The organism is Streptomyces sp. AM 2-1-1, assembly GCF_029167645.1.
In the GTDB taxonomy this organism is placed as follows: domain Bacteria; phylum Actinomycetota; class Actinomycetes; order Streptomycetales; family Streptomycetaceae; genus Streptomyces.
Map to the genome: position 1 here is coordinate 3534964 of NZ_CP119147.1, position 25755 is coordinate 3560718.

Sequence of the window (25755 nt, forward strand, 5' to 3'; positions counted from 1 at the left end):
GACAACGAAAGCCGCCACTCGCGTCCGCGCGTGGAGGATCCGTCGGAGACAAGAGTACCGGGTCGTGGCCGGATTCCCGCAAAGAGATGGGGACTCCCGGGGGACGACCACTCTCCGTAAGATGTCCGACTAGGTTCGCAGCAGCGAAGGGGAGGCGTGATGGACGCAGCGCAGCAAGAGGCCACCGCAAGAGCCAGGGAGCTGCAGCGCAGTTGGTACGGGGAGCCGCTCGGCGCGCTCTTCCGCCGGCTCATAGATGACCTTGGCCTGAATCAGGCCCGGCTCGCCGCCGCGCTCGGGCTCTCCGCGCCCATGCTCTCCCAGCTGATGAGCGGCCAGCGGGCCAAGATCGGCAACCCGGCGGTGGTCCAACGCGTCCAGGCCCTGCAGGAGCTCGCCGTCCAGGTCGCGGACGGCAGCGTCAGCGCGGGTGAGGCCACCGACCGGATGGACCAGATCAAGAAGTCCCAGGGGGGATCGGTTCTGTCCAGCACCGGCCAGACCACCACCAGCGGCCAGGCGCCCACCGTCCGCCGCGTCGTGCGCGAGATCCAGTCGCTGCTGCGGTCGGTCTCGGCGGCCGGCGACATCATCGAAGCGGCCGACTCCCTCGCCCCGACCCACCCGGAACTGGCAGAGTTCCTCAGGGTGTACGGCGCGGGTCGCACCGCGGACGCCGTCGCGCACTACGAAGGACACCAGAACTAAGGGGCAGGGATCGCGGGGGGAGCGGCACCGGGCACCGCCGCACCCGCCACCGCGGATCGTGCGCCAGGGGCCCGTTCGACGCCCTGGCGCCCGGTGGCACCCCGAGTTCCGGCACCCGGCACCATCCGGCACAGGACTGGGAGCGGACACAGCGCAATGGGTGAGGTATTCGCCGGCCGGTACGAACTGGTCGACCCGATCGGACGCGGTGGCGTGGGCGCCGTCTGGCGCGCCTGGGACCACCGGCGCCGCAGGTACGTGGCGGCCAAGGTGCTCCAGCAGAGCGATGCGCACACCCTGCTCCGCTTCGTGCGCGAACAGGCCCTGCGCATCGAGCACCCCCATGTGCTCGCACCCGCCAGCTGGGCGGCCGACGACGACAAGGTCCTCTTCACCATGGATCTGGTCAGCGGCGGCTCACTGGCCCATGTCATCGGCGACTACGGGCCGTTGCCGCCGCGCTTCGTCTGTCTCCTGCTCGACCAGCTGCTCTCGGGGCTGTCGACGGTGCACGCCGAAGGGGTGGTGCACCGCGACATCAAACCGGCCAACATCCTGATGGAGGCCACCGGTTCGGGGCGCCCGCACCTGCGGCTGTCGGACTTCGGGATCTCGATGCGCAAGGGCGAGCCCCGGCTGACCGAGACCAACTACGTGGTGGGCACCCCGGGTTACTTCGCCCCGGAACAGATGATGGGTGCCGAACCCGACTTCCCCGCCGACCTCTTCGCGGCGGGGCTCGTCGCGCTCTACCTCCTCCAGGGCCACAAGCCCGACTCCCGGGCGATCATCGAGCGCTTCGCCGCCCACGGCACCCCCGCCGCCCCCCAGGGCATCCCGGAGCCCCTCTGGCAGGTGCTGGCCGGGCTGCTCCAGCCGGATCCGCAGGCCCGCTTCCGTACCGCCACCGGCGCACGCAAGGCGTTGGCCGCCGCCGTGGAGGTGCTGCCCGAGGCTCCGGGCGACGAGGAGAGGGTGGAGGTGTTCGATCAGATCGGGCCCCTGCCGGACGGATTCGGCCCGGACGGCCCGCTCCTCAGCAGCCCGCTCCACGCCCCGCGGTCGGCCCCCCGGCCGCCCGGAGGGGCCGACCGGGCCACCGGGGGAGGCCCACTCCCGCACCAGCCCTCTCCCGCGCCCCAGCACCCCTCCGCCCCGCCTCCGGCCGCCATGTCGGAGACCGGCAGCTTCCACCTGGCCCCGCCGCCCGCCGCCCCGGCGTGGCAGGCCGCCCCGCCGGCCGGCCCGGAGCACGCCGCCCGCGCCCCTTCCTCCGCCACCGCCTCGACGGCCGCCGCGCACCGCGGGTCCGCCCCGACCCGCGGCTACACGGCGCCCCAGGGACACCCCGCCGGCGCCGCCCCGCTCCCGGCCCCCGCCGCGTACCCGCTCACCACCGCCCCCCGGGCCCGTACGGCACGACCGGGACCGTCCCCGAAGGTGGCGGTCCCGGTCCTGCTGGTCGCGTTGGTCTGCTTCGCGGTCGGCATCTGGGCACTCACCCAGGCCTGACCCGGGCCCCGGCGGGGGCGCGGGCGGGGCCGCGCACCGGCCACGGGACGCCGCGCACCGTCCGTTCCCGGACGAGCGGGGTTACCAGGCCCGCGGCGGCCCTCCGTACGCCGGGGGCCGGCCGCCGGGTCCCTCGGGAGCGGCGGCAACCGGCTTGCGCCGGGCCAGCAGCGTCCACACGCCGAGCCCCAGAACCAGCACCGTCCCCGTTCCGATGCCGGCCACACCGACCAGGCGCAGGGTCCCGCTCCTCCCGGCCCGCGGTCCGCTCAGCCCGCTGCGCGCCATGTCCCGGTCGCCGTCGCTCACTCCGAAGATGCCGGCCGCACCGGCGTACGGCGACGCCTGCGCCGCGTTCCTCACCTGGACCGTCAGCGTCAGCTTGAGCGGGCCGTCGCCGTACTCCTTCGCCACGGCGGGGCTCAGTCCGACCGCCACGTAGTACCAGCCGGCGAAGCGCACGGCCGACACGTCGTTCGCCGAGGAGTAGCGGTTGCTCCAGCCGACCGGGGGCAGCGGGTCGAGCGCTACGGAGGCGGGCCTGCCGGAGTACGAGAGGACCGCGCCGTCCACGTGTCCGCGGGCCGGGTTCGCCAGGGAGAGCGAGAGCGCGTTGCCGAGAAAGGTGGTCGAGGCGTCGTTGTTGCTGAGCTCCGCTGTGACGAAGAGCTGCTGCCCCCAGTCGACCGGGACCCGGTAGAAGCGGGTCCCGCCGGGCGTGAGGGTGTCCTTCCACTCGCCCGGCTCCAGGCCGGTCGCGTCGTTGAAGCCGGTGCCGCCGGCACGCGCGGCGCGCGGCGCCGACGTGGGAAGCGGCGCGGGCGGCTCGGAGGCGAACGCGGTGGGAGGCGTGGTCGGTTGGGACCCGGCCTCCTTCAACGCGGGCTCCACGTCGTGGCGGATCTCCAGCTCCCACACCTCGGGCGTCGAGGTCTCCTTGCTCGTCCGCTCGATCAGGACGTCGTACGCGCCCGCCTCCTGGCAGAACGGACTCGCCTCGCCGATCGTCCGGGAGGCGTACGCGGAGATCGGACGCGCGAACTCGGCCGATCCGACGGAGACGTCCTGCGTACCGCACCGCGAGTCGTTGCGGTCGCGGATGGACACCGTGATGCCGTCCCCGTAAGCGACCTTCGCGTCCGCGGACTTGGGCACCGCGACCGCCGAGACGTACGCGTTCGAGGTGGCGTCCAGGTTCACCCGGTAGTAGAGCTTCTCGCCGGGCCCGATCGAGCTGCGGTGGACCGAACCGGCGTCCAGCACCGGGGCGTCGGTGTTCGCGACCGTCCCGGTCACCCGCTCGGCGTCAGGATCGAAGGCGTACGGGACCGGGCCGGACGCGTACGCCGGGCCGGACAGCGCCAGCGTCGCCCCCATGGCGGCGACGGCCGCCGACGCCGCCCGGACGCCCCTGCCGATCTGCCTCTTCACGCGCTCCCCCTCGTGTCCCGGCGACCACCCCGCGCCGGCCCGTACGTGAACGGGGCCCGCACCGACGCCGCCGGAGCGACCGCCCCTGCGGCGGCCGCGATCCGCGTCCATCCTGCCCCGGCCGCCCCACCCCTGTCTGCGAGCACGACGGATCGGGTGCCGGTTCCGGGTCGGGCCCTCGCAAAGGGCTGCGGGCGGGCGCCGGGCCCGGACGACAGGAAGCCCCGGCCGCTCGGCGGCCGGGGCTTCTCACAGACTGCGTCGTCTCACACGCCGGAACCTGCGGGCACGGAGTCGGTCGCCTCCGTCCACAGATCCTGCTCGGCGCGATCCGCCTGGATCTGGCGGTACACGAGGAGCCCGCCGATGGCGGCCAGTGCGACCAGGAGAAGCTTCTTCACCGCGCGACCTCGTCTTTCCTAGGTTCTAAGGGACTTCTGCCGCCCGACTATACACACCGGCCGATACCGATCGGTGACCTGCCCGGCCCCCACCGCAGGCCCTTTCCAGGGGCCTCGGAGCGGCCGGCGGACCCCGGTCGGCCCTCCCGGAGACGTCCGCGACCGGTCCGTCGGACCGGTTGCACCATACGAGTGGTGTTCATCAGAAGATCGGCGCACCGGTGGCGTCGCTCCCAGAAATGCGCTTCCTCATCCACATCATCAGAAAGGTAAGCAAACCGGACCACCTGAAAGTGAGGGGCCATGAGCGCCTTCAAGGTCAAGAACCTCTGGACCGCCTTCATCACCGCCTTCTTCGCCCTCCTCGCCTCCCTCGGTCTCGCCTCGGCGAACGCCTCGGCCACGGAGCAGCAGCCCACGCAGACGACTCAGGAGCACACGGGTGCGACCGCGGCAACCGCGACCACCCCGTCGGTCCGATGGACCCTTCCGCGTGACAGGGCGCTGCCACCGACGATGAAGCAGCGCATCCGCGCCGAGGCGCACGGCTCCTCACCCGCCACCAGGCACCTGCCCGCCGACACCGCGAACGCCCCCGGCACCAACGCGGCCCGCACCAACTACGCGGCCACGGAAGGCGAGTCCCCGCTCCCCCCTCCCTGACGGCCCCACCGCCACCCGAGACTTCAGGCCCCCGGCCCGGTACCCACCGGCCGGGGGCCTTCCCGTGCGCCCTGCGGCTCCCACGGGCCCGGCAGGCCTCCCAGCGGGGTCTCCTCCGCGCCGGCCGGCACGCACAGCCGGCCCCGCAGTCAGGGACGGTGCAGCGCCCACGTCTGCAGGGCGAAGGGCCGCCCCTTCTCCTCACCCCTGATCAGCGGCACGTCGAGCAGTCCGAAGCCCGCCCTGAGGGCCACGGCGACGCTGGCCGCGTTCTCCGCCTCCAGCTCCAGGATCACCCGCTCCGCACCGAGCTCTTCGAAGGCGTACGCGGCCATCACCCGGACCGCCCGCGTCGCCAGTCCACGGCCGCGGTGGCCCGGACCCATCACGTAACCGATCTCCGTCCCCTCCGCGGCACGCCGCAGCATCACCTCGCCGAGCGGGGCGCCGCCGTCGACGGTGACGGCGAGCAGGATCGTGGTGCCGTCCGCCCGCAGCCGCCGGGCCCGGTCCAGCCGTGCGCAGGCGGCCGCTCCGTCGAAGGGGGAGACGATCGGCGTCCAGTACGCGACGTCGGGATGGTCGAACAGCTCCGGCATCGCGGTCAGGTCGGCCTCCGTCCAGTCGCGGAGCACGAGACCCTCCCCCGAGATCTCCAGCCGCTCGGGAAAGGACGGAGCGGTACCGCTCATGGTGGGGCCTCCCAGGCCTGGTACGGACGACGCGGACGACGGCGGGCCCCGACGGGCGGACCCACCGGCACTCCGGGGGCTTCCGTCCCCCGTCCGTGAGGACCGGAGCGACGGAAGGAGCGGCACTCGCCGGACTCCCCCGCGGACCCCGGGCCGGCCGGTCCATGCAGAAGGCCCCCCGCCGTTACCGGTGGGGGGCCTTCGTACTGGTGGGGCTAACAGGATTTGAACCTGTGGCCTCATCCTTATCAGGACCCGGCCCTATACGAAGGAGCACCGCAGGTCACCCCGCAAGTCCGTCCACCCTAGCCCTACACCGATCTACATCGCCAGGCATTCGTAGATCCCTGCCCGGCTTACTCAGCTGCTGGGGTAGTTCTGGGGTAGCCACGGGGTAGCCCACGTCTACGCGACCAGGCGCAGCGGCCGCTTCGCGCCGCCCCGGCCCGGCTTCTTCTCCTCCAACGCCGCAAGCACCTGGCCCGCGTAGTCGGCCGCGGCGTGGGTGTACAGCCACGTGACCTTCCCCGCCCGCTCGTGTCCGAGGATCTCCTGGGCGATGACCTCCGGCACTCCGCGGTCGTGAAGCCGGGACGCGAAGCTGTGCCGCTGGTCGTGGAAGGCCGGCCACCACTCCGTCCGCTCCTTCGCAACCTTCCGCATGCGGCCGGTGTCCGGGTCGGCCTCTTCGACGGTCACCTTCCGCGTCGTCTTCCTGCCGACACCCGACTCCTCGAGGGCGGTGGTCCAGAGTCGGCGGAAGGCGCTACGCCGGAGCGGGGCCCGGTACGGCTCGCCCGTCGTCCCGGCAAGCTTCGAACCGCGTCGGATCTTGTTCCGGCCGTGGAAGACGAGCTCGGCCGGGCAGAGGCCGTCGTCCGGTCCGGAGCGGTTCGTGCTGGCGTCGGGCTCGTCGGCCAGGAGCTCGCGGAGCACCCGGAGGGCGAGGCCCGTGATCGGCACCGTGCGGAGGCCGGCGTCGCTCTTCGGGTAGACCTTCCGCTTGATCCGCCCTTTCACCTCGGTGAGCACCTCGCGGACGTGGATGACGCGGCGGACCAGGTCGACGTTGCACCAGCGGAGGCCGGCGAGCTCGCCCCACCGGAGACCGGTCTCCTGGGCCACGATCTGGAGTGTGTGCATGTAGTCGGGGAGAGCGGCGCGGATCAGCCACAGCTGGGCGTACGACGGCGGCCGCCGGTCCTCGGGGTGCTTCTTCTTCACGGTGGGCAGCTTGATGCCCTCGGCCGGGTTGTAGGGGAGGCGGCGGTCTCGCTTCGCGGCCTCCAGCATCCGGTCGAGGATCTGAAACACCTTCACCACGGAGGATGCAGCGAGGGGGCCGCCGTTCGCGTCGTGGAGCCCGTTCACCCAGGTCTGGATCCCGAGCCAGCTGAACTCGTAAAGGCGGAGGCTGCCGAAATGCGGCTCGATGTGGTTCCGGTAGCTCCGGCCGTCCCGGTCGAGGGTGGTCTCCTCGCCGGTCTGCGTCGGCCACCAGAGCCTGTGCCACGCGCAGAGGGTGATCTCGGACCGAGCGGGGTCGAGCCACGTTCGCTGGCGCATCTCCGTACGGACCTGTTCCAGGAACTCGATGCCCGCGGTCTCCGTAGGCCAGTTCTTGGAGCGCCCCTTGCCCTGAGGGTCGGTGTAGCGGGCCTCCCAGGACCCAGTGTGCTCGTCGGTCGGGACCGGCGGCCGGTCGCCGGGGTACTTCGCCAGGCACGGTGGGCAACCGCACCGCATTGACGGGTTGGGCCGCGGGTTGCGGGTCGGGGGCTTGGCCTGCTTCTTCTGCACGGCTGTACTCCTGATCAGAGCGGGCCGGCGGCGTACGCCTCGTGCGGGATGGTGATGGGGTCGCCGCAGAAACAGGCGAGTCCGCTGCCGGTGGAGGTGGTGGTGGGTGCGCCGAGGTCGGCCAGGAGAGCCGCGAGTTCTCTGATCAGGTCGTGCGGGTGGGTGCCCCCTTGGACGGTGATGGTGATCTCGTCCGGGTCCCAGATGGCGGTCTCCGCCTGGTCAGCGGCGGTGGTGATGATCATGCACACAGGTGTCCCCCAGGGCTGCGCGGACTGCGGTAGCCGCTCCGGGAGGACAGCGGGAAGTTGAATCTACATCGACATGTGGAACGTGCACAGCGTTTTCGGCATATGCATTCGGAGCCGTCGGTTCACCCCTCTCCGGCCTATTAAGCGGCTGATGTCGCTTGCCTCATGGCCTCTGCGGTTTGGAGGAGCGCCCGCTGAGATCGAGCCGGTAGCTGGCGGTAGATCTCCAGCAGGCGGTTCTCGCGTTCGACGTCAGTGGGCCCCGGCACGGGGCGCCCGGCGGCCTCGAAGATCTGTCGGGGGGTCGTCTCGACTCCCCAACCGCGCAGGATGTTCGCGAGGGCGCGGAGGTCGTCCGGGTTGATCCGGGACGTGCCGCGCGTGCGGTTCATCCACGCGTTGAGCGTCGGGTACTTGATGCCGGCCTCAGCAGCCAGGTCTTTCTGGGTCTTGTCGGTCTCGCCGAGGAGGCGGGCGAGTAGTGCTGCCAGGTCCTCACCTGTGGGGGCGGGGTCCTCGGCGGCGCGCGCGGAGTCGCCGGGGGTGCTCGGGCCTGTAGTCACACAGGGCAGGATCGTGCATCCACATCTACATGCGCAAGTAGATCTGCCCAGGTTGGCGCATTCGTAGCATCACTCCGGCGCACTACACCGCCCCCATGCGCCCTTACCGAGCGCGCCCACACCCCGACCGAACACCCCTTGACTCGATCTACATCTACATGCATTCTGTAGACAGCGCAGGTCACCACGGCCCGCGTGACCCCTATTCGGCCATGCGCCGGAGGATCACCATGCGACGACTGGACCAGGGAGCCCCGCTCCGCGCCGCCATACAGGCGGCCGGGCTGGACATCCCGCACCTCGCCGCCCGAACGAAGGACGTCGACCCGACCGGCAAGGGACTGTCGCCGGCCTACATCGGGTTCATCGCCGGACGCGGCAAGAGCGCCCGCGAGGACTGCTCCGACCGGGCCGCCGAGCTCATCTGCAAGGTTCTCGGCCGGGAGGTCACCGACCTCTTTGAACCGGTTCTTCTCACGCTCGTGGAATCTACATCTACAAGCAGATCCGTTACACCAGTTTCGGGTAAGTCGGGCCGCTCAACGAAGGCGCCTCTCCCGGACCGGCTCATGGATCAGCGCGAGCTCGCTGAGTTCCTTCGGAAGTCGCCGAGCTGGATCGACGCCCAGATCAAGCAGGCGCGGCAGGACGGCCATCTCTGGCCCGGCCTGATCTACGTCGGCCGGTCGCGGCGGTTCGACCCGAGGGCCGTGCTCGCCGCGATGCGCGAGCAGCACAACCGCATCTCCGCCTGAACGCACTACGGGGCCGCCCGCACCGCCAAGTACCGGACGACCCCGAGACCCAACCTCACCCGATCAGCAAGGAACAGGAGGCAGGCCGTGACCACACAGGCTAGCCCCAAGATCACCCCGCCGGGAGCGGGACAGGAGCCGGAGCTCCTCGTCCTCGCGCGCAACGGCGACCGGGATGCATTCGCCTCCCTCTACAACGAGCACGCCCCGGAAGTGGCCCGGTACATCCGGGTCCGCGTCTGTGACGCGTACCTCGCCGAGGACCTCGTGCAAGAGACGTTCCTCCGCGCTCTGGGCCGCATCTCCACGTTCACCTGGCAGGGCCGCAACTTCGGCGCCTGGCTGGTCACGATCGCCCGGAACCTGATCACGGACCACCTCCGGTCCGCGCGGGCCCGCCTGGAGACCGTGGTCGGGGACATCCTGGACGCCGACACGACCGTGGACAGCGCCGAGACGGCTGGGCTCCGCGTGCTGGCCACCGCCGAGGCCGTCGAGACCGTCCGCACCGCGCTGCTGAAGCTCACGCCCGAGCAGGCCGGAGCGCTCCAGCTCCGGTTCCTCGGTGAGCTGTCCATCGCGGAGACCGCGACCGCGATGGGCCGCACCGAGGGCAGCATCAAGCTCCTCACGCACCGGGGCATGGCGTCACTGCGGACCCGTATGGCGGTGGCCGCATGAACCGCAACCTGGGTGCGACCACCACCCTCGTCCGCCAAGTCCTCGCTGGCGGAGGGCCCGACATCGCCGCTGCCATCGCGCACGCCCTGAACGGCGCCGGCCTCCTCGTCGACCCGGAGCGTACGTACGGCACCGTCCTGCGAAAGACCCCGTCCGGGTGGGCGCTGGTGGCCCCCGCCACGGGCTGGGCTGCGTCCCTCCCCGCCCCCGACGCACCGCCGGTAACCGAGCTGGAGCGGGAGGCGAGCGCCTGGGACCAAGCGTGCGAGCGCGCCCAGGCCCTCGCCACCGCCACCGCCATGAAGTACGCGGCCGAGCCCGAGGTCACCCGCGTCACCGCCGACCGCGACACCGTGGTCATCAGCCTCCACATCGTCGAGCGCGACCGGTGGACGGGGTGGATGGCCGCTCTGGGCATCGCCCCGGACCAGGTGACGGTCAGCGAGTACGTGGTGCACGGGCGGACGTCGTGGGACGGCGTCCCGGTCAGTGTCCTCGCGTACGACATGCCGGAGCTCCAGGCCGCCACCGCCGCCAGCCTCCTCGCGAACCGCCCGTACCGGTACGCCGGAGTCGTCTACGACCTGGCCCTCGAACAGCAGGACATCAACGGCGACCGCTGGTTCTACCACGGCGAGGAGACGGCCGAGAGGATGCCGCTGCTGTCTCAGGACGGACGGCCCGAGCGGTGCACCTTGGCGAACATCGTCGAGCTGGTCGGCCCGCTCACCCCGGTCCGCGAGCTCGCCACGACGACGGACGGTGCGCGATGACGGAGTCCCAGATGCCCGCCACGATCGAGCTGTTCGACGGCACCGTCACCCTCACTGGCTGGTCGCTGACCGAGCTCTCCCCAGACTTCTATGGGCACAGCCACATGCAGATCGGTGGCTGGCTTCCGGAGGACTACCAGCCCGACCTGATTGCACAGGGCACCAACCTCATGGTGCGCGCCGACCTGCCGGGGATCCCGGACGTCGCCCAGGCCGTGAACGTCCAGGTCGAGACAAAGAGCTACGGCGGGCCGCAGCGCTTCATGAAGATCCAGTGGCGCCACCTGTCCTACCCGACCAACTGGCTGGACACCCTGCGGGACACGGGGAAGCTCCCCGCGCCGATCGCCGATGGCCGCACGCCAAGGTGGCTCGCGGACAGGCAGACGCGGCTGGGCCAGATGATCGGTTGCACCGCCACCGGCTGCTCCTTCGCGGAGTGGTCGTCGAAGGCAGAGGAGCGCGGCTGGGTCCGGCGCGGTGACAGCTGGCTGTGCGTGCAGTGCGCAGACGCCGCCGACGAGCGCGCCGAGATCGTCGCACGTATCGACGCCGGAACTTGGGGCGGAGCGGCGCTGAGCTACCGGGCTCAGCAGCTGCTCGCTCACGTCCGGGAGACCGTCGGTACCCGGTGGACGACCGGCCGCGCGGAGCGGCTCTACGCGGAGCTCGGCTATCCGAAGCGGGGCCGCCGCCACGACGCCCGCTCGGACCTCCACGCCCTGGCCGCCCTCGACCTGGTCACCGTGCACGGCCCGGACGACGGCCGCTACTTCCTTCTCGCCCAGCCCAAGGACGGTGCCTGATGGCCGCCAGTAAAACCGCGAAGGCGTGGAACGCCGGCATGACCGGTGCCCCGAAGGCGGGACGCGAGATCAAGCCGTCCGGTCGGCAGTGCGCGACCCCGAACTGCGGTGCCGAGTCAGGCAGCGTCTACCGGTCCGCGGGCTGGGTCGTGATCGAGGTCATCGGGTCCACGGAGCCGAAGCGCCTGTTCTGCTCTTGGGACTGCGCCGCGTACGGGTCCGCGCTCGCCGAACTCCGCGTGGGCGGTGACCTGTGAGCGCCTACACCCGGATCTACCGGAACCTCACCGCCAACGGCATGTCCGCCGACAACGCGGCGGCGGAGCTCGCCGACCTCCGCCGCGAGCTCGGCCAGGAACTCGCTGCCGGCCTCCTCGCCTACGCCGCCGAGCAGTACGGGACGCGGCAGGCGAACGACTCCAACGCCATCGCCCGCGCCCGCACCCGCCGGTTCGGCGCCGTCCGGGCCGCCTCCGAGTGGCTGATCACCGCCACCTCCACCGGCCGCCGCACCACCACCCCGCAGCAGCGCACCAGGAGCAACCCGTGAACTTCACCTTCGCCCCCGCTACCCGCGAAGCCGCCAAGGCCCGTATCGGGCTCCAGGGCCCGGCCGGCTCCGGCAAGACCAAGTCGGCTCTCCGCATCGCCGAGGGCCTCGCCCGGGGCGGCTCCATCGGCGTCATCGACACCGAGCGCGGCTCCGCCCTCACCTACGCCCCCGTCCCCGGCAAGCCGGAGCTGGGCGGCCACGAGTTCGGCCACATGCCGATGGACACTCACGACCCTCGCCACCTCATCCAGGCCATCGCCGCCGCCCGCGCCGCCAGCATCAACGTGCTGATCGTCGACAGCTGGTCCCACTTTTGGAACGGCCGGGGCGGCCTCCTCACCATCGTGGAAGAGGCCGGCCGGAAGCCGGGCGCTGGCGGCTCCTTCGGCGGCTGGCGCGAGGGCAACCCGATCGAGCAGGACATGCTCGACGCCCTCCTGAACTACCCCGGCCACGTCATCGCCACCATGCGCACCAAGGGCGACTACGTGATCGAGGGCAAGAAGGTCACCAAGGTCGGCGTCAAGGCGGTCCAGCGCGAGGGCGCCGAGTACGAACTCGGGCTGATCCTCGACATGGTCGAGGGCACCGGCACCGTCACGAAGACCCGGTACGAGCCGCTGGAGGGCCTGACAATCCACCACCCGGGCGAGGATCTGGCGGAGATCATCCTCGAACAGCTCGGCCAGGGTGTGGACCCGATCGAAGTCCTGATGACGGATATCACGGCCGAGACCCTCACGTACGACGGAGCGCTCGCGCTGCACGCTCGCGCGAAGAGCCGGGGCCTGCTTGAGACCGGTCAGCTCCACCCGAAGACCGGGGAGCCCACGACAATCGGTGCGCTGATCGCCGAGTACGGGTCGGCGCTGCGTCCTCAGCCCGTCCAGCCGACGCCGCCCCCGTCTGGCCCCGCGCCGAGCGGCATTCCCGCTCAGCCGCAGCAGTCCACCGCGCCGTCCGGACCGGCCCTGGTGAGCGCTCCGCAGATGCGGATGATGCACGCCTGCTTCGCCAAGGTCGGGCTCGGCGCGAAGGACCAGCGCGAGGAACGGCTCCGCGCGACCGGCCTCATCATCGGCCGCCAGGTCGAGACGGCGAACGGCTTGACCTTCGACGAGGCCGCGACGCTCCTCGACACGCTCACCCAGTACGGCGACTTCGACAACCCCGCAGACGAGTTCGCCGCCATGGTCCAGGGACTCGAAGACCAGCTCGCCCGCGCCTGATCCACCACTGACTGCGGGCCCGGCCGCTCACCCCCCGGCCGGGCCCGTACCCACCCCAGAGAGGAGGGCACCCCAGTGGTGGACCCCACCCCGGAACAGCGCGACGCGATCGACACGTACGGCGACGGCATCGACCTGGTGCTCCAGGCCGGCGCCGGATGCGGGAAGTCGAGCACGCTGAAGATGATCGCCCGCAGCGACCCGCGCAGGAACATGACGTACGTCGCGTACAACAAGGCCATCGCCGCCGACGCCTCGCGCAGCTTCCCGGCGACTGTGCTGTGCAAGACCGGCCATGCGTTGGCTTTCGACCCGCGCCACCTGCCCCGGCTGAACATGCCCCGCCAGACCGCGCACGCCGCCGCCCAGGCGCTCGACGTGAAGCGCATCCTCGGCATCATCGGCGCGACGCCCACGATCCCTACGGACCTCGGGGCTCGGAAGGCCATGACCGGCAAGATCATCATGCGGGCGGCCCTCGACACCATCGAGCGCTGGTGCCACAGCGCCGACCCGGAGATCCGGGCGAAGCACGTCCCGCAGTACGACGGCCTCACCGGCGAGCAGCCGCGGACCGAGCTCCTCGCCCTGGTCCTCCCCGTAGCGCTCGCCGCGTGGGCCGACCTCACCGACGAAACCGGCGTGCTGAAGCTCAGCCACGACCACTACCTGAAGATGTGGGCGCTCAGCGGGCCGAAGCTCCAGACCGACGTGGTGCTCCTCGATGAGGCCCAGGACACCAACGACGTTCTCAGCGCCGTGCTCTTGGACCAGGACCACGCGCAGCGGATCGCGGTCGGCGACTCTGCTCAACAGATCTACAGCTGGCGCGGCGCGAACGACGCTCTCGCCCGCTTCGTTCGCGAGCTCGGCGCACCCGAGCTGACGCTATCCCAGTCCTTCCGGTTCGGGCCGGCCATCGCGGCCGAGGCGAACCGGTGGCTCCGGGTCATCGACGCCCCCCTCCGCCTCACCGGGTACGAGCAGGCCGATTCAACCGTCGGCCCGGTCGCCAACCCGGACGCGATCCTCTGCCGCAGCAACTCGGGCGCCATGGGCATCGTGATGGAGAGGCTGGCCGCCGGTCGGAAGGTCGCGCTCGTCGGCGGGGGCGGGGACATCAAGGCCCTCGCCTGGGCCGCCGAGGCGCTCCAGTCCGGACAGCCCACCGACCACCCCGAGCTCATGGGCTTCCCGTCCTGGGACGCGGTCTGCGAGTACGCCGAGGAGGAGGACGGCTCGCTGAAGGTGCTCGTGAAGCTGATCAACGAGCACGGAACCGGGCCCATCCTCACGGCGGCCGACGCCTTGGTGGCGGAGAACCGGGCCGAGCTGGTCGTCTCGACCGCGCACAAGGCGAAGGGCCGCGAGTGGCCAGCCGTCCGAATCCACAGCGACTTCCGGGCCCCGAAGCCAGACCCGCGCACCGGTCACATCCTCTTGCCGCGCGAGGAGGGCCGCCTCGCGTACGTCGCGGTGACCCGAGCCCGGGAGCGGCTCGACGCCGAGGCCCTTACCTGGGTCGACACGGTCACGGCGGTGGCGGCATGAAGCTGACCGTTCAGTGGGCCCGAGCCGCGTGCCGAGGCCTGGACACCGACACGTGGTTCCCCGAAGGGCGAACTGCCGACGCGAACGCCGCGCGGGCTGAAGCCAAGGCGATCTGTCTCAGCTGCCCGATCCGCGAGGACTGCCTCGCCGACGCCCTCGCCGAAGAAGCCGGCACCGGCGCCTCGACCCGGCAGGGCATCCGCGGCGGGCTGACCGCAAAGCAGCGGTACACGCTCGCGACCCGCCGCGCTGGCGCACCCCCGCCGAAGCAGTGCGCCGCCTGACTCCTGGTGCGCGGCCGTGCCTCCCCGCACCGGCCGCGCACCAGGCCACCCACCCCAGCAGTTCACGGAAGGACGCCATGAGCACGAACACCGCCACCGAGGAGACCGGTGAGCGCACGGTCCGCCCGTTCGCCGCGTTCCTCCAGGAGCAGTCCGGTGGCCAGCTCCACACCGAGCTCTCCACCCGGCTCCAGGAGCTGATCGAGGCCGTCCGGGAGACCGGAAAAGCCGGATCGCTCTCTCTCAAGATCGACATCAAGCCCATCGCGGGCACCGACGGCCGGACCCTCACCGTCACGGACACCGTCGCCACAAAGGTCCCGAAGACCGAGCGCCCGAAGTCGATCTTCTTCGTCACCGACGACAACAACCTCTCCCGCTCCGACCCGCGTCAGCCCGTCCTCACCGGTCTCCGCGAGGTCGAGCCCACCCCCGCCCCCACCCAGCTCAGGAGCGCCAGGTAATGCAGACCGACCTCCAGCCCGTCATCGACGCCGCCATGCGCTCGGCCTTCCCCGCCGCGCTCGACCCGGGCAAGGTGTACAGCCTCGTCACCCCGGACGGCAGGGCGCACCGGATCGACCTCACCGGCCCCGAGTTCACCGGCATCCCAGCCCGGAAGAGCGGGACCACTACCGTCCGCGACGTCGACAGCTTCATGGCGTACTTCGACAAGCACGGCGACGACGACACCGAGGTCTACGCGGACGTCGAGCGTCGCACCATCACCGCAGTCCTCGACGCCCACACCGCCGGGGACGCCCGCTGGGGCGGCCACCGTCTCCAGCTCAGCCTCCGCGAGACCACGGCCTGGCGGGCTTGGACCTCCATGGACGGCCAGCTGGTTCCCCAGGGCCAGTTCGCGGAGTTCATCGAGGACAACCTCGTCGACCTGGTCGAGCCGACCGCCGCCACCATGCTGGAGCTCGCCGAGTCCTTCGAGGTGACCACCTCCGCCGAGTTCCAGTCGTCCCAGCGGCTCGACTCCGGCGCCCGGAAGTTCTCCTACGTCGAAGAGCAGACCGGGAAGGCCGGCCACAAGGGCGACATCACCATTCCGGCGACGCTGACCCTGGCTCTGCGCCCGTTCGAGGGCAGCGAGCCCTACAAGGTGACCGCCCGCTTCAAATACCGCCTGGACAAGGCGAAGGGCGAGCTCCGCCTCGGCTTCAAGATCGAGCGCCCCGGCGACATCCTCACCGCGGCCTTCGAGGACATTCGGACGCTCATCGACTCGGACGTCCCGATGGCCGTGCTGAACGGCGCCCCGGCAACCCGCTGATCCACCCCCCACGGTGCGGCCGGACCTTCCCGGCCGGCCGCACCCCGCACCAACCCGAAGGCGAGCCGTGAGCACTGAGGCTGTGACCTGGGCGATGGACGACGCCCCCATGCTGCGTACCGACAAGGGTCGGCCCGACAGCACGGCTCGCCACGTCCTCCAGGTGCTCGCCGAGCACGCCCGCCCGGACGGATCCAACTCCCACCCCTCGCACCTACGGATCCAGTACCGCACCGGGTACGACGAGCGCACAATCCAGCGGGCTCTGCGCCGCCTGGAGACCGGCGGCCTCATCAAGAGCGACGGGTCGGTGAACGGGCGCCGCCGGTGGCGGCTCCAGCTGCACCTGAAGCGGCCGGCCTTCGACTGGGCGGAGCTGGAGGCCGAGGTAGAGGACGCGAAGAAGCAGGCGGCGGAGCGCCAGCGCCGGTCCCGATCGAAGCGCGTCACACCTTCGGAGACCGTGACCGTCACGCACTCAGAGTCCGTGACAGAGGCTGATGTCACGCACTCAGGCGACGTGACAGAAGGAGGTGTCACGCACTCTGCGTCCGTGAGTCACGCACTCCAAGTGCGTGATGTCACGCACTCTGCGTCCGGATGTCACGCACTCAGTGCCCCCCTAACCACCAACAACCACCAGCCCAACCACCAGGAACCGTTCCCCAGTCCCGCAGCCGCTTCCGCACCGGCCGCCACACCGACCCCCGGTGACACAGAAGCCGCGCCAGAACCCGAGATCCTCGACGGCGAAGTCCTCGAGGAACCCGACCCCGAGCAGCAGGACCCGGTCACCGCGCAGACCATCGTCGGCGAATGGCTGGAGCGCACCCCCAAGCGCCCGCCCTCCTCCGTCATCGGCCAGGTCGCCAAGCAGATCCGGGTCCTCCTCGAAGAGGACCGCATCGACCCCGACGACGTCCGGCGCGGCATCGCCCACTGGATGACCAAGGGACTCCACCCCTCGACGCTGCCGTCCGTCGTGAATCAGGTCATGAACGCCGCCGGTCAGATGCCGAAGCGTCCCGGCCACGTCCCCGCCGCCAGCGAGACCGTCTTCGACCGCGCCCGCGCACGAATTGGCGCCCGCGCCGCCGCACGCCAGGAAGGACCCACCCCATGACGGAAGACGAAGCCGTGCAGGTCGCCGAGTACGTCGCCGCGGCCTGCCCCGCCCAGAAGTTCGGCGAGTACACCCCCGACGTCTGGGGCGAGATCCTCGCCCCGTACACCGTCGAGGACGCCCACGCCGCCGTGATCGCCGTCGCCCGCCGCCAGCCCTGGATCAGCCCCGCCGAAATCGTCACCGAGATCAAGGCCCGCCGCGAAGAGCGCATCGAGCTGGCGCACGTCCTCTACGACGGCAACCCGGCCGAGACCGGCGCCCAGTCCGCCGCATCCCGCCGTGCCCTCGTCCGGGCAGCCGCCGACGGGCACCTCCCGCCCCGCTCCACAACCGCCGCCCTCGGCACCGCCGACCGCCTCGCCCTCCCGCCCGGGCAACCCGGCCCGTACACCAACCGGGTCGCAGCCGCCCGCGCCGCCATCGGCAAGAGCCTCCCGACGACCGGCGAAGGCGTCGTCGCCCCCCGAAGCATCCCGTGCCGGATCTGCCACGCCCTCCCCGGCACCAGCTGCGAAGTACGCGGCCGCCGGATGCGGGACGTCCACCCGGCCCGCCTCGACGACGCCCGCCGCCGCGCCGCCGGCCTCCCGCCCACCGACCCCGCCGAGGACCGGGCCGCCGAGGACCGCATCCGGGCCGCCGCCGCGACCCTCGCCACCCAGCAGCCCGAGCCGACCCCCGAGGAGACCTCCTGATGCGCACCGCCCGATTCCCCCAGCTCACCATCCGCTGCTCCTGGTGCCTCGCCCCACAGGGCGAGCTCTGCTCCAACCGCGCCACCGGTATCACCTGGCGCGCCCGCACCCACGACGTCCGCCGCCTCGACTGGGCAATCGCCACCGCTACGTGCACCGTCTGCGCCGCCGCCCCCGCCAGCCCCTGCTTCGCCGTCGCCGGAGGCATGCGTATCCCGCTCACCGCCCCACACCCCGAGCGCATCACCGCCGCCGACCAGGCCCACACCGCCACCCACAGGACACCGCCATGGCCCCACCAGCCGCCCACTGCCCCACCTGCCGCCACCCGATCCGCTGGACCCGTACCGAGGCCGGCCGACCTCTTGCCGTCGATCCCGACCCAGACCCGACCGGGAACACCGCGGTCTGGCGCGACGGCACCGGCGCACTCCGCTCCCGCCGCCCCTCCACCGACCTGCCGCTGACCGGCTGGGAGCGACTGCACATGCCGCACGTCGCCACCTGCCCCGCCACCCGCCAGCAGCCCGAGACCCCGCTCCCCGCTGGAGTCACCCGAATCTCCGACCACCGAAGGAAGAAAAACCGATGACCGAACTGCCCCACGACCCCTACATCACCGCAGTGGTCGACGCGCTCACCGCCGCCGGACTGGAGCCGAGCTCCTGGTGGACCTCGGACGCCGAGACCGACCCCTACGAGACCGGCCCCGACGCAGGCTGCACCACCATGCTGTCCGCAGTCATCCGCTGGAACGCCGACGAGGACGACGAAACCGGACTGGACGGCCTGCTCCTGTTCTGGGAGCACCCCGCCGAGCACTGGCAGTACGCGCGGCCGCGCACCGAAGGCGGCAACACCGAGCCGGAGTTTCTGCCGCATGTCGGGCGGTACTCCGACCCGACCGCCGTTGCCGCCACTGCTCGCGCGCTCCTTGCCAACGAGCAGCTCTCCAAGGGCTACGCCCCGTACTGGCACCCCGCGGATGCCGTCCGTCGCGCCGTCGAGGCGTGGACCAAAACCCCCCGATAGATCCCCACCGCGTGAACCGGTTCTCCCCGGTTCCGCGCGCACGAGAACAGGAGAAGATCACATGGCACTGCCCACCCTGACCGGCGTCGGCCGCCTCACCGCGGACCCCGAGCTCCGCTTCACCCCCTCCTCGAAGGCCGTCGCCTCAATCCCGCTAGCGTTCAACTCGCGCCGACTGAACCAGCAGACCCAGCAGTGGGAGGACGGCGACGTCCTGTACGTCCGGGGCACCGTCTGGGAGCGCCTGGCGGAGAACGCCGCCGAGACCCTGGAAAAGGGGATGGAGGTCGTCGTCACGGGGGAACTCCGGACGGAGAGCTGGGAAAAGGACGGGGTCAAGCACGAGCGGACGGCGCTGCTGATCCGCAGCATCGCCCCCTCACTGGCGTTCGCGACGGCCAAGGTCACCAAGGCCACGCCCGGCGCCTCCGGACCTCAGCAGGGCGGCCAGGCGCGCGGACAGTCCCAGCAGGGCCGACCGCCGACGTCCCGCCCGGCCCAGCCGCCGGCCGACGACCCCTGGGCGGTCGACGCCGCGAAGGGCTACTCCGAGCCGCCGTTCTGATGGCCGCTCTCCTCCGGCTCCCCGGCGGCGCGCGGGACGCGTCCGAGATCGTCGAGGCACTCCTCGTCGCCGCCGGGACACGCGACACCACCGCCCCCGGCCTCGCCGCCCGCTGGCGCCAGATCGCCGACGACATCGGCGACGCCCTCGACCAGCTTCCCGTCCCCACCACCCACCAGGAGCAGCAGTGACCCGGATCTTCTACGACACCGAGTTCCTCGACGACGGCCGCACGATCGACCTGATCAGCATCGGCATGGTCACCGAGGACGGCCGCGAGATCTACGCCGTGTCCTCCGAGTTCGACCAGACCGCTGTCCGCCAGCACGGCTGGCTCATGGCCAACGTCTGGCCCAGCCTGCCGATCCTGAAGAACCCGCGCGGCACCCGCGGCGTCGACCGCCTCGACCTCGCACACCCCGACGTCCGCCCCCGCAATCAGATCGCACGCCTCGTCCAGCAGTTCACCCTCTCCGTGCCCGACCCGCAGCTCTGGGCCTACTACTCCGCGTACGACCACGTCGCGCTCGCCCAGCTCTGGGGCCCGATGTCCAACCTCCCGGCCGGCATTCCGATGCAGACCGACGACCTGGTGACCGAGGTGAAGCGCCTCAGCCTCACCCCGGCCGATCTGCCTCAGCAGGCCGACGGCCACCACAACGCCCTCTCGGACGCCCGGCACAACCGGGACATGGCCTGGTACCTCGACTCCATCGCCCGCTGACCCACTCGTACGACCGGACTTGGGGCCCTACCGCGAGGGCCCGCCCCCGGCACCACCGCCAGGAGCAGAACCATGTTCGGACTCACCACCCGCCGCCTCCGCGCCGAGGTCGATGCCCACCTCCGTACCGTCCGCCGCCTCATCAGCACCGAAAACCTGGCAGACGGCGCCCGACGCGCACTCAGCGACGAGATCGACGCCCACATCGCCACCATCCGCGCCCGGCAAACCGCCGAGGACACCTTCGCCGCCGCACCCCTGGCCCCCATCACCGTCCACCACAGCGAACTCTGGTCCCTCATCGACTGGACCCTCTGGGGCTCCGGCATGGGCGACACCTTCCGCCAGCAGCTCACCGACCAGTTCATCTCCGCCCTCACCGTGGACCAACACCAGCAGGCCCTCGACCTCATCCGGTGGTGGACGGAGGACCGCGGCCGTGCGCCGCTCGGCCGACGCCGCTACGAGGACCTGAACCGACGCCTCACCCGCGCCTTGGCCAACGTGGTCCGCTGGCGCACAGCCGCCCACAACGAGCGCCGCACCCTCACCGTGCTCGCCGAGCAGCTGCTCGACTCCACCGGCCGCTACCCGGCAGCCGCCCGGGCAACGCTCGGCCTCCCGCCCGCCGGACCGTGGGAACGCGCCGTCGAAGGACTCAACGCCCTCGTCGATGCCGGAGAGAGCTTCCATGTCGAGCCGGACGGCCACATCAGCAACCCGGTCGGCGACCAGCACATCGAGTGGGACCAGACAACGAAGTGCTGGCGCCTGGTCCACGACGAGGACGACCTCGACACCGCCGCGATGGACGGCACCCGATGACGACCCCCGAAGCCGACATCGTCACCCTCCTCCGCCAAGGCCTCTCCAACAGCGCGATCGTCCGCGAACTCCGGTGCGACAAAAACCGCGTCCGCCGACTCCGCACCCACCACGGCATCCCGGCCGTCCTGCTCCAGCCCCTCACCCTCGAAGAGAAATGGAAGACGAAGACCCGCCAGGTCGAGGATGGGCACGTCGAGTGGACCGGCTCCCGGGGCAGCGCCGGCACACCCGTCCTGGCGTACCGGGCGAAGCTGCACACCGCGGCCTCGATCGCGTTCCGCATCCGGACCGGCCGCGACCCGGTGGGCTACGTCCTGCCCGAATGCGGCCGCGAGCACTGCGTGGCCCAGGAGCACGTCGAGGACGAGCCCGGCCGGCAGAAAGCCCGGGAGCAACTCCGGTACCTGACCGGCGGGACCGCACGCCCCGGCCGGTGCGTGCACGGCCACGACCAGGCCGTGCACGGGAAGTACGAGAGCGACGGTCGGGCGTACTGCGGTCTGTGCAAGGCCGAGCAGCGCGCCGCCCACCGGGCCCAGGAGGCGGCGGGCGGCGCGGCCCCCCGTGAGTGACACATGCGGGGTGTGCGGCCGGCCGCTCCACGACGCCGAGTCGAGAGCGGCCGGCATCGGCCCCACCTGCGCCCGAAAGTTCACCGCCAGCACCGGCGCCACTCGCTCCCACCAACTCACCTTCGAGGAATGCGACATGACCGACCCGACGCCCACCGGCCGCTGCGGCAACGACCCGCGGACCGTACTCAGTCCCGCCGACCAGGCCGCCATCGCCAAGTTCACGGAGTACCTCGCCCGTCGGCGCCGTTCCTTCGCCGCCGTAGCCGAAGAGGAGCCGGAGAACGACGAGCAGCGCGCGGACCGGGAGGAAACCGAGCGGGCCCACGAAGCCGGCAACCACGAGCACTGTGGGCCCACCTGCGAGGTCGAGTTCCCCAGCGGCAAGCTCCGCAACACCATCCTGTACGCCGCCCTGCCCGGCTCGGCACGGATGCTCGACGAACTGCTCCGCCGCGCGGCCGTCGCCCCCGAGGCCGAGGTACTCGCCCGCGTCCGGGCGCTGCGCGAGTCGGCGCCGGCCGAGGCGCAGGGACCGACGTGGGCCGCCCTCAACCAGGCCCTCGGCATCAGCACGTCCTGAGCATGCAGAAGGGGCGCACCCACAACGTCTGTCCAGGACGGGTGCGCCCCCGGTGATCACCAGGCTACGACTACGCACACCGGAGCGCCCGATGACCACCACGTGCACCACCACCGCCACCGAGCGCCACCTCTTCACCGTCGCCCGAGACTGGCGCGACCTTCGCGAAGCCCTCGCCACCCGAGGCACCACCTGGCCCCCCACCATGGGCATCGGCCTGCTCTCCGCCCACCAGTCCGAGGATGAGGCGGAGGCAGCGACCTGGCGCGCCGAGGCCCTCCGCTCGCTGGAGCGCAGCCCGGACCAGCCGGGGTGGACCGCCGCACCGCTCCGCCTTGACGTCCTCGACACGATGGTCACTGTCGAGGCCGGCCTCCTGGAGCTCGCCGACCAGACCGCGGCCGCGATTCAGCACGCGCCGATCACCCCAGCCCCGCCCCGCCGGTCCTGGCCGGACGACCCGCGGGCTCGTCGTTCGGCCGAAGCCGACGACCGCCGCCGCAACCAGCTCGCCCTCCGCCAGGGGAAGGACCCGAGGAGATGGCGGTACACCGGGGCCCAGCGCACCGCACCGCTCGCCGCACTATGGCTCCTCGCCCGCACCCAAGGAGTCCGCGGCCCCTGGCGTCCCCTCACCGAGGCAGAGCAGCACCGGATCGACACCGTCGCGCGCACGTCCGCCGGCCTCGTCGAGCGCGCCCTCGACACCGCCGACGGCCGGGTTCGCCTCGCCGCACCATGCCCGGAGTGCGGCGGGCCCCTCGACCTCCATGGTGGGGGCGGGGCCGCTCCGGTAGCCCGCTGCACGGCCTGCGGACGGACGTGGTCACCCTAGGGCGTGTGTCGGAAGTGGCCGGAGGCTGGGCATCGCGGTTGGCCTGCAACAGCCCAGGTGGAAACCATGCGATGTCGGTGCCATTGAGTACGGTCTGCCTATGGATCATCAGAGGGCAGGAGACGCACGGCAAGCGTGGGACCGGGTGACCACATGGCTTGTACAGAATGCCCCTGATGTTTTCGCTGATCTCGGCGGTCCGGGGAGTCAGGCAGCCATCTGTGAAGCCGAACTGCGCATGGGCGTAAGGCTGCCGCAGCAGCTGCGGCAGTGGCTGCTGGCAAATGACATCGATGCCGGTCAACAACCCGACACCGGATCGAGTCTGGTTGCGCTGGGATGCCCAGGCGTCATCCCCAGCGGCGGACTCCTTCTGGGCCTAACGGACATCGAGCGTGTCTACCTCCACAGGATGGGCATGGAGGAAATGGCACCGTCTGGAGACCCTGATTGCCCGTCCTGGCGTAGGGAATGGGTGCCAATCGTCTCGGAGCGCGACGGTTTTTCTGGGAAGTTCGTGAACACAAGCACCGGAACGGTGGGATCCTGGAGCGAGGGGATGTCCCCTGAAGACAGCGAGTACGCCTCGCTGTTCGCCTTCTTCAAGGATGTAGCTGACCAGCTTTCGGGAGCTTCGTCCGGTGACTGGAGCGGGCCTGGCAGGACGCGTAGACCGCGTCCGGAGGATGAACCCATACGCCTCTGGGCGCGAGCGAATGGCTACCTCGTAAATGACCGCGGACGCATACCCGCAGCCATCCGCGAGGCATACGAAGCATCACGGTGAGCCCCGGGTCCGGCGGTGCTGGTCACAGCCAGTCGTTGATCGCGGCTATGAGGACTGTCGCCTCGTAGCGGACTGCGAGCTTGTCGTACCTGGTGGCAACGGCCCGGTGCCTCTTGAGGCGGTTGATGCCGCACTCGACCGCGTGCCTGGCTTTGTAGTCCTCCCAGTCGAATTTCGGCGGACGGCCACCGCGGGATCCGCGCTCCTTCCGGTGGCGGGCCTGGTCCGTCTTGTCCGGGATGGTGCAGCGAATCCCACGTCGTCGCAGGTAGGCGCGGTTCTTGCGCGAGGCGTACGCCTTGTCAGCCCGCACACGGTCAGGACGAACGCGTGGCCGGCCGGGACCGATGCGGGGCACGCGGACCTTCTTCAGCACGGGTTCGAACTGCGGCGAGTCCCCGCGCTGCCCGGCCGTCACCACGATCGACATGGGCTTCTGGCTCTGTTCGACGGCCAGGTGGAGCTTGGTGGTGAACCCGCCGCGCGAGCGTCCCAGTCCGTGATCTCCGGGCTCGGTGAAGACACCGCCCGGTGATTCCTTCTGCAGGTCCCCCTGCTTGCGGGCCCCGGCCGCATGCTGATGGGCGCGGCAGACGGTGGAGTCGACGCTCAGGTCCCACGTGATCGCACCCTTCGCGTCCGCCAGAGACTGGAGCCGCGTGAAGATCCAGTGCCAGGTGCCGTCCCGCTGCCACCGGCGGAACAGGTCATAGACCCGGCCCCACGGTCCGTACTCGACGGGCACGTCCCGCCACGGAACACCGGTACGGACCCGGAATCGTATGCCGTCGATCAGCCGCCGCCGGGGCCAGACGGGCGGCCGCCCCGCCTTCGCCCCCTTCGGCAACAAAGGCTCCAGCACCGCCCACTGCTTGTCCGTGAGATCTCCCCGCCCCATGAGCCATGATCATCCAACGCTCAAAATCCACTTTCGACACACGGCCTAGAACCGGGGTTCTCCCGTGGAACGCAGCTCCGGCATATCGCAGAGGCAAAGTCGCCCCACCGACACAATCGCCACCCGGAATTGCACGCACAGTCACCCTTGCGGAATGTCCGATTTTGGGCGTTGACTCTTAAGACTCACCGTCTACAGTGAAAGAGCGCGGACGGTCGTCTGCTGGTCGGAAACGTCAGCACCCGCCTTGGGCGGCTTAAGCCGATCGACGCGCTTCACAGGGCCGCTACCCACGGGTACGCGGCCTTTGTGCTGCCGTTCCACGGGTGCATCTTCAGCCCGTACGAGGTCAGCGGCGCGCCACCTCGCCGGTAGAGTCGCGGACTCAACTCATGGAGATACCGGGTCTCGACGTTGCCGTACTTGTCCGGGTTGAATGCCGTGTGCGTCGCTGACGCCGCAATGTCCGCAGCTTGCAGCATCTCGATCCGCTTCGGCTGATCCATGCGCCCGCCCTTCGGGTCGAGCGCCGGCCAGTGGATCCGGCAGTCGGCGGAGCCACGCAGGTTCGCCTCGTACTCCCGGAGCTTGAACAGCTGCATCCGCACAATGTGCGCCAATGTGTACGTAAGGGTTGCCGACGAGTCCCGCGCGTGCCAGGAGAGACGCTCCAGCAGAAAGCGGAGCGTGTAGAGGTACGCCTGGTCCTCATTCAGCTGTGAGGCCCCTCCCAGCTGACGCTTGGCAACCACGACGCTGGAGATCGTCGCCCACTCCTGAGCCCCGAGAGACTTCGCCGCGTGAAGCCGATCGCTGTGCGCGTTGAAATTCTGCCAATGGAGGGTGTCCCCTGGCCTCCGCCGGAGATCACGTCGAAGGCCAGCGAGGAAGTCTGACGCCGCTGCTACGTCCTCATCCGCGACGACTACGGCCGACATGACGAAGTAGTCACCTGACGCCTTCGAGTGGGATCGGACACCCGCCTCATCGACATAGGCGTGCAGCTTCCGCGGGGGTACCAGCGCCCGCGGCTCCTGCGGAGGCACCGACTGCATGAACGACACGTGCGACCACTCCATCCCGACGAAGAGAAACGACTGCATGCACTTGATGCCGTCGTTCGCGGGACGGCGACTTGGGTACATCGCAGTTCGATCGTGGCATGCAACCCACCC

Annotated in this window: 34 protein-coding genes; 26 read left to right on the forward strand and 8 right to left on the reverse strand. The window is 70.8% G+C overall.

Going from position 1 to position 25755, the window contains the following annotated elements:
- Positions 1–159 precede the first annotated feature (159 nt).
- Complete coding sequence (locus tag PZB77_RS15220; RefSeq protein ID WP_275493137.1) at positions 160–708, forward strand: helix-turn-helix transcriptional regulator; 549 nt, start codon at positions 160–162, stop codon at positions 706–708.
- Positions 709–864: 156 nt separating this feature from the next.
- On the forward strand, positions 865–2220 hold the full coding sequence (locus PZB77_RS15225; protein WP_275493138.1) for a serine/threonine-protein kinase: 1356 nt from the start codon (positions 865–867) through the stop codon (positions 2218–2220).
- A gap of 81 nt (positions 2221–2301) precedes the next feature.
- Here the strand turns inward: PZB77_RS15225 and PZB77_RS15230 are convergent, their stop codons facing one another.
- Together PZB77_RS15230 and PZB77_RS15235 are read right to left on the reverse strand one after the other, a co-directional pair.
- On the reverse strand, positions 2302–3651 hold the full coding sequence (locus tag PZB77_RS15230; RefSeq protein ID WP_275493139.1) for a hypothetical protein: 1350 nt from the start codon (positions 3649–3651) through the stop codon (positions 2302–2304).
- Positions 3652–3917: 266 nt separating this feature from the next.
- Positions 3918–4052 carry a DLW-39 family protein gene (locus PZB77_RS15235; RefSeq protein ID WP_003958712.1) on the reverse strand — a complete coding sequence of 45 codons (135 nt, stop codon included), beginning with the start codon at positions 4050–4052 and terminating at the stop codon, positions 3918–3920.
- Positions 4053–4355: 303 nt separating this feature from the next.
- Here PZB77_RS15235 and PZB77_RS15240 point away from each other — a divergent pair, with 303 nt between their 5' ends.
- The gene (locus PZB77_RS15240) at positions 4356–4715 is read left to right on the forward strand and encodes a DUF6344 domain-containing protein (RefSeq protein ID WP_275493140.1); all 360 of its coding nucleotides are present in this window, start codon (positions 4356–4358) and stop codon (positions 4713–4715) included.
- Between the two features lie 149 nt (positions 4716–4864).
- Here PZB77_RS15240 and PZB77_RS15245 read toward each other — a convergent pair whose 3' ends face one another.
- The 4 genes from PZB77_RS15245 to PZB77_RS15260 all read right to left on the reverse strand — a co-directional run bounded on the left by PZB77_RS15245 (position 4865) and on the right by PZB77_RS15260 (position 8021).
- Positions 4865–5407, reverse strand: coding sequence for a GNAT family N-acetyltransferase (locus tag PZB77_RS15245; protein WP_275493141.1), 543 nt, complete (start codon positions 5405–5407; stop codon positions 4865–4867).
- A gap of 405 nt (positions 5408–5812) precedes the next feature.
- Entirely contained in the window at positions 5813–7207 is a 1395-nt protein-coding gene (locus tag PZB77_RS15250) for a site-specific integrase (protein WP_275493142.1), read from the reverse strand.
- 14 nt (positions 7208–7221) lie between these two features.
- On the reverse strand, positions 7222–7452 hold the full coding sequence (locus PZB77_RS15255; RefSeq protein WP_275493143.1) for a hypothetical protein: 231 nt from the start codon (positions 7450–7452) through the stop codon (positions 7222–7224).
- A 146-nt stretch (positions 7453–7598) separates the two neighbouring features.
- Positions 7599–8021: a helix-turn-helix transcriptional regulator gene (locus tag PZB77_RS15260; RefSeq protein WP_275493144.1), complete on the reverse strand. Its 423-nt coding sequence runs from the start codon at positions 8019–8021 to the stop codon at positions 7599–7601.
- Positions 8022–8251: 230 nt separating this feature from the next.
- Between PZB77_RS15260 and PZB77_RS15265 the strand changes: the two genes are divergently transcribed.
- The 23 genes from PZB77_RS15265 (at position 8252) to PZB77_RS15375 (ending at position 23682) form a co-directional block, all read left to right on the forward strand.
- Entirely contained in the window at positions 8252–8776 is a 525-nt protein-coding gene (locus PZB77_RS15265; protein ID WP_275493145.1) for a hypothetical protein, read from the forward strand.
- Positions 8777–8863: 87 nt separating this feature from the next.
- Complete coding sequence (locus PZB77_RS15270; protein WP_275493146.1) at positions 8864–9457, forward strand: sigma-70 family RNA polymerase sigma factor; 594 nt, start codon at positions 8864–8866, stop codon at positions 9455–9457.
- Positions 9454–10230, forward strand: a complete 777-nt coding sequence (locus PZB77_RS15275) for a BN159_2729 family protein (protein WP_275493147.1) — start codon at positions 9454–9456, stop codon at positions 10228–10230. Before PZB77_RS15270 ends, PZB77_RS15275 begins: the two co-directional genes overlap by 4 nt.
- Positions 10227–11036, forward strand: coding sequence for a hypothetical protein (locus tag PZB77_RS15280; RefSeq protein ID WP_275493148.1), 810 nt, complete (start codon positions 10227–10229; stop codon positions 11034–11036). The genes PZB77_RS15275 and PZB77_RS15280 overlap by 4 nt, the downstream gene beginning before the upstream one ends.
- Positions 11036–11293: a hypothetical protein gene (locus PZB77_RS15285; protein WP_275493149.1), complete on the forward strand. Its 258-nt coding sequence runs from the start codon at positions 11036–11038 to the stop codon at positions 11291–11293. The genes PZB77_RS15280 and PZB77_RS15285 overlap by 1 nt, the downstream gene beginning before the upstream one ends.
- The gene (locus tag PZB77_RS15290; protein WP_275493150.1) at positions 11290–11586 is read left to right on the forward strand and encodes a hypothetical protein; all 297 of its coding nucleotides are present in this window, start codon (positions 11290–11292) and stop codon (positions 11584–11586) included. The genes PZB77_RS15285 and PZB77_RS15290 overlap by 4 nt, the downstream gene beginning before the upstream one ends.
- Positions 11583–12818, forward strand: a complete 1236-nt coding sequence (locus PZB77_RS15295) for an AAA family ATPase (protein WP_275493151.1) — start codon at positions 11583–11585, stop codon at positions 12816–12818. Before PZB77_RS15290 ends, PZB77_RS15295 begins: the two co-directional genes overlap by 4 nt.
- A gap of 75 nt (positions 12819–12893) precedes the next feature.
- On the forward strand, positions 12894–14369 hold the full coding sequence (locus PZB77_RS15300) for a UvrD-helicase domain-containing protein (RefSeq protein ID WP_275493152.1): 1476 nt from the start codon (positions 12894–12896) through the stop codon (positions 14367–14369).
- Entirely contained in the window at positions 14366–14653 is a 288-nt protein-coding gene (locus tag PZB77_RS15305; RefSeq protein WP_275493153.1) for a WhiB family transcriptional regulator, read from the forward strand. The genes PZB77_RS15300 and PZB77_RS15305 overlap by 4 nt, the downstream gene beginning before the upstream one ends.
- 77 nt (positions 14654–14730) lie before the next feature.
- Positions 14731–15117: a hypothetical protein gene (locus PZB77_RS15310; RefSeq protein ID WP_275493154.1), complete on the forward strand. Its 387-nt coding sequence runs from the start codon at positions 14731–14733 to the stop codon at positions 15115–15117.
- Positions 15117–15935 carry a DUF2303 family protein gene (locus tag PZB77_RS15315; RefSeq protein WP_275493155.1) on the forward strand — a complete coding sequence of 273 codons (819 nt, stop codon included), beginning with the start codon at positions 15117–15119 and terminating at the stop codon, positions 15933–15935. Before PZB77_RS15310 ends, PZB77_RS15315 begins: the two co-directional genes overlap by 1 nt.
- A gap of 67 nt (positions 15936–16002) precedes the next feature.
- Positions 16003–17058, forward strand: a complete 1056-nt coding sequence (locus PZB77_RS15320) for a helix-turn-helix domain-containing protein (protein ID WP_275493156.1) — start codon at positions 16003–16005, stop codon at positions 17056–17058.
- The gene (locus PZB77_RS15325) at positions 17055–17756 is read left to right on the forward strand and encodes a hypothetical protein (RefSeq protein WP_275493157.1); all 702 of its coding nucleotides are present in this window, start codon (positions 17055–17057) and stop codon (positions 17754–17756) included. Before PZB77_RS15320 ends, PZB77_RS15325 begins: the two co-directional genes overlap by 4 nt.
- A 289-nt stretch (positions 17757–18045) precedes the next feature.
- A complete protein-coding gene (locus PZB77_RS15330; RefSeq protein WP_275493158.1) occupies positions 18046–18348 on the forward strand; it encodes a hypothetical protein in 303 nt (100 codons plus the stop codon).
- Positions 18345–18788 carry a hypothetical protein gene (locus PZB77_RS15335; RefSeq protein ID WP_275493159.1) on the forward strand — a complete coding sequence of 148 codons (444 nt, stop codon included), beginning with the start codon at positions 18345–18347 and terminating at the stop codon, positions 18786–18788. Before PZB77_RS15330 ends, PZB77_RS15335 begins: the two co-directional genes overlap by 4 nt.
- A gap of 61 nt (positions 18789–18849) precedes the next feature.
- Positions 18850–19353 (forward strand): single-stranded DNA-binding protein, encoded by a 504-nt coding sequence (gene ssb, locus PZB77_RS15340; protein ID WP_275493160.1) that lies wholly within the window; start codon positions 18850–18852, stop codon positions 19351–19353.
- Positions 19353–19544: a hypothetical protein gene (locus PZB77_RS15345; RefSeq protein WP_275493161.1), complete on the forward strand. Its 192-nt coding sequence runs from the start codon at positions 19353–19355 to the stop codon at positions 19542–19544. The genes ssb and PZB77_RS15345 overlap by 1 nt, the downstream gene beginning before the upstream one ends.
- Complete coding sequence (locus tag PZB77_RS15350; protein ID WP_275493162.1) at positions 19541–20077, forward strand: 3'-5' exoribonuclease; 537 nt, start codon at positions 19541–19543, stop codon at positions 20075–20077. Before PZB77_RS15345 ends, PZB77_RS15350 begins: the two co-directional genes overlap by 4 nt.
- Before the next feature lie 72 nt (positions 20078–20149).
- Complete coding sequence (locus tag PZB77_RS15355) at positions 20150–20902, forward strand: hypothetical protein (RefSeq protein WP_275493163.1); 753 nt, start codon at positions 20150–20152, stop codon at positions 20900–20902.
- Entirely contained in the window at positions 20899–21477 is a 579-nt protein-coding gene (locus PZB77_RS15360) for a hypothetical protein (protein WP_275493164.1), read from the forward strand. The genes PZB77_RS15355 and PZB77_RS15360 overlap by 4 nt, the downstream gene beginning before the upstream one ends.
- A gap of 136 nt (positions 21478–21613) precedes the next feature.
- Positions 21614–22060: a hypothetical protein gene (locus PZB77_RS15365; RefSeq protein WP_275496294.1), complete on the forward strand. Its 447-nt coding sequence runs from the start codon at positions 21614–21616 to the stop codon at positions 22058–22060.
- A 91-nt stretch (positions 22061–22151) separates the two neighbouring features.
- Complete coding sequence (locus tag PZB77_RS15370) at positions 22152–22895, forward strand: hypothetical protein (RefSeq protein ID WP_275493165.1); 744 nt, start codon at positions 22152–22154, stop codon at positions 22893–22895.
- A gap of 559 nt (positions 22896–23454) precedes the next feature.
- Positions 23455–23682 carry a histone-like nucleoid-structuring protein Lsr2 gene (locus PZB77_RS15375; protein WP_275496078.1) on the forward strand — a complete coding sequence of 76 codons (228 nt, stop codon included), beginning with the start codon at positions 23455–23457 and terminating at the stop codon, positions 23680–23682.
- A gap of 22 nt (positions 23683–23704) precedes the next feature.
- Here the strand turns inward: PZB77_RS15375 and PZB77_RS15380 are convergent, their stop codons facing one another.
- On the reverse strand, positions 23705–24580 hold the full coding sequence (locus tag PZB77_RS15380; protein WP_275493166.1) for an IS5 family transposase: 876 nt from the start codon (positions 24578–24580) through the stop codon (positions 23705–23707).
- A 275-nt stretch (positions 24581–24855) separates the two neighbouring features.
- Positions 24856–25683, reverse strand: a complete 828-nt coding sequence (locus PZB77_RS15385; protein WP_275493167.1) for a DUF3800 domain-containing protein — start codon at positions 25681–25683, stop codon at positions 24856–24858.
- Positions 25684–25755 lie beyond the last annotated feature (72 nt).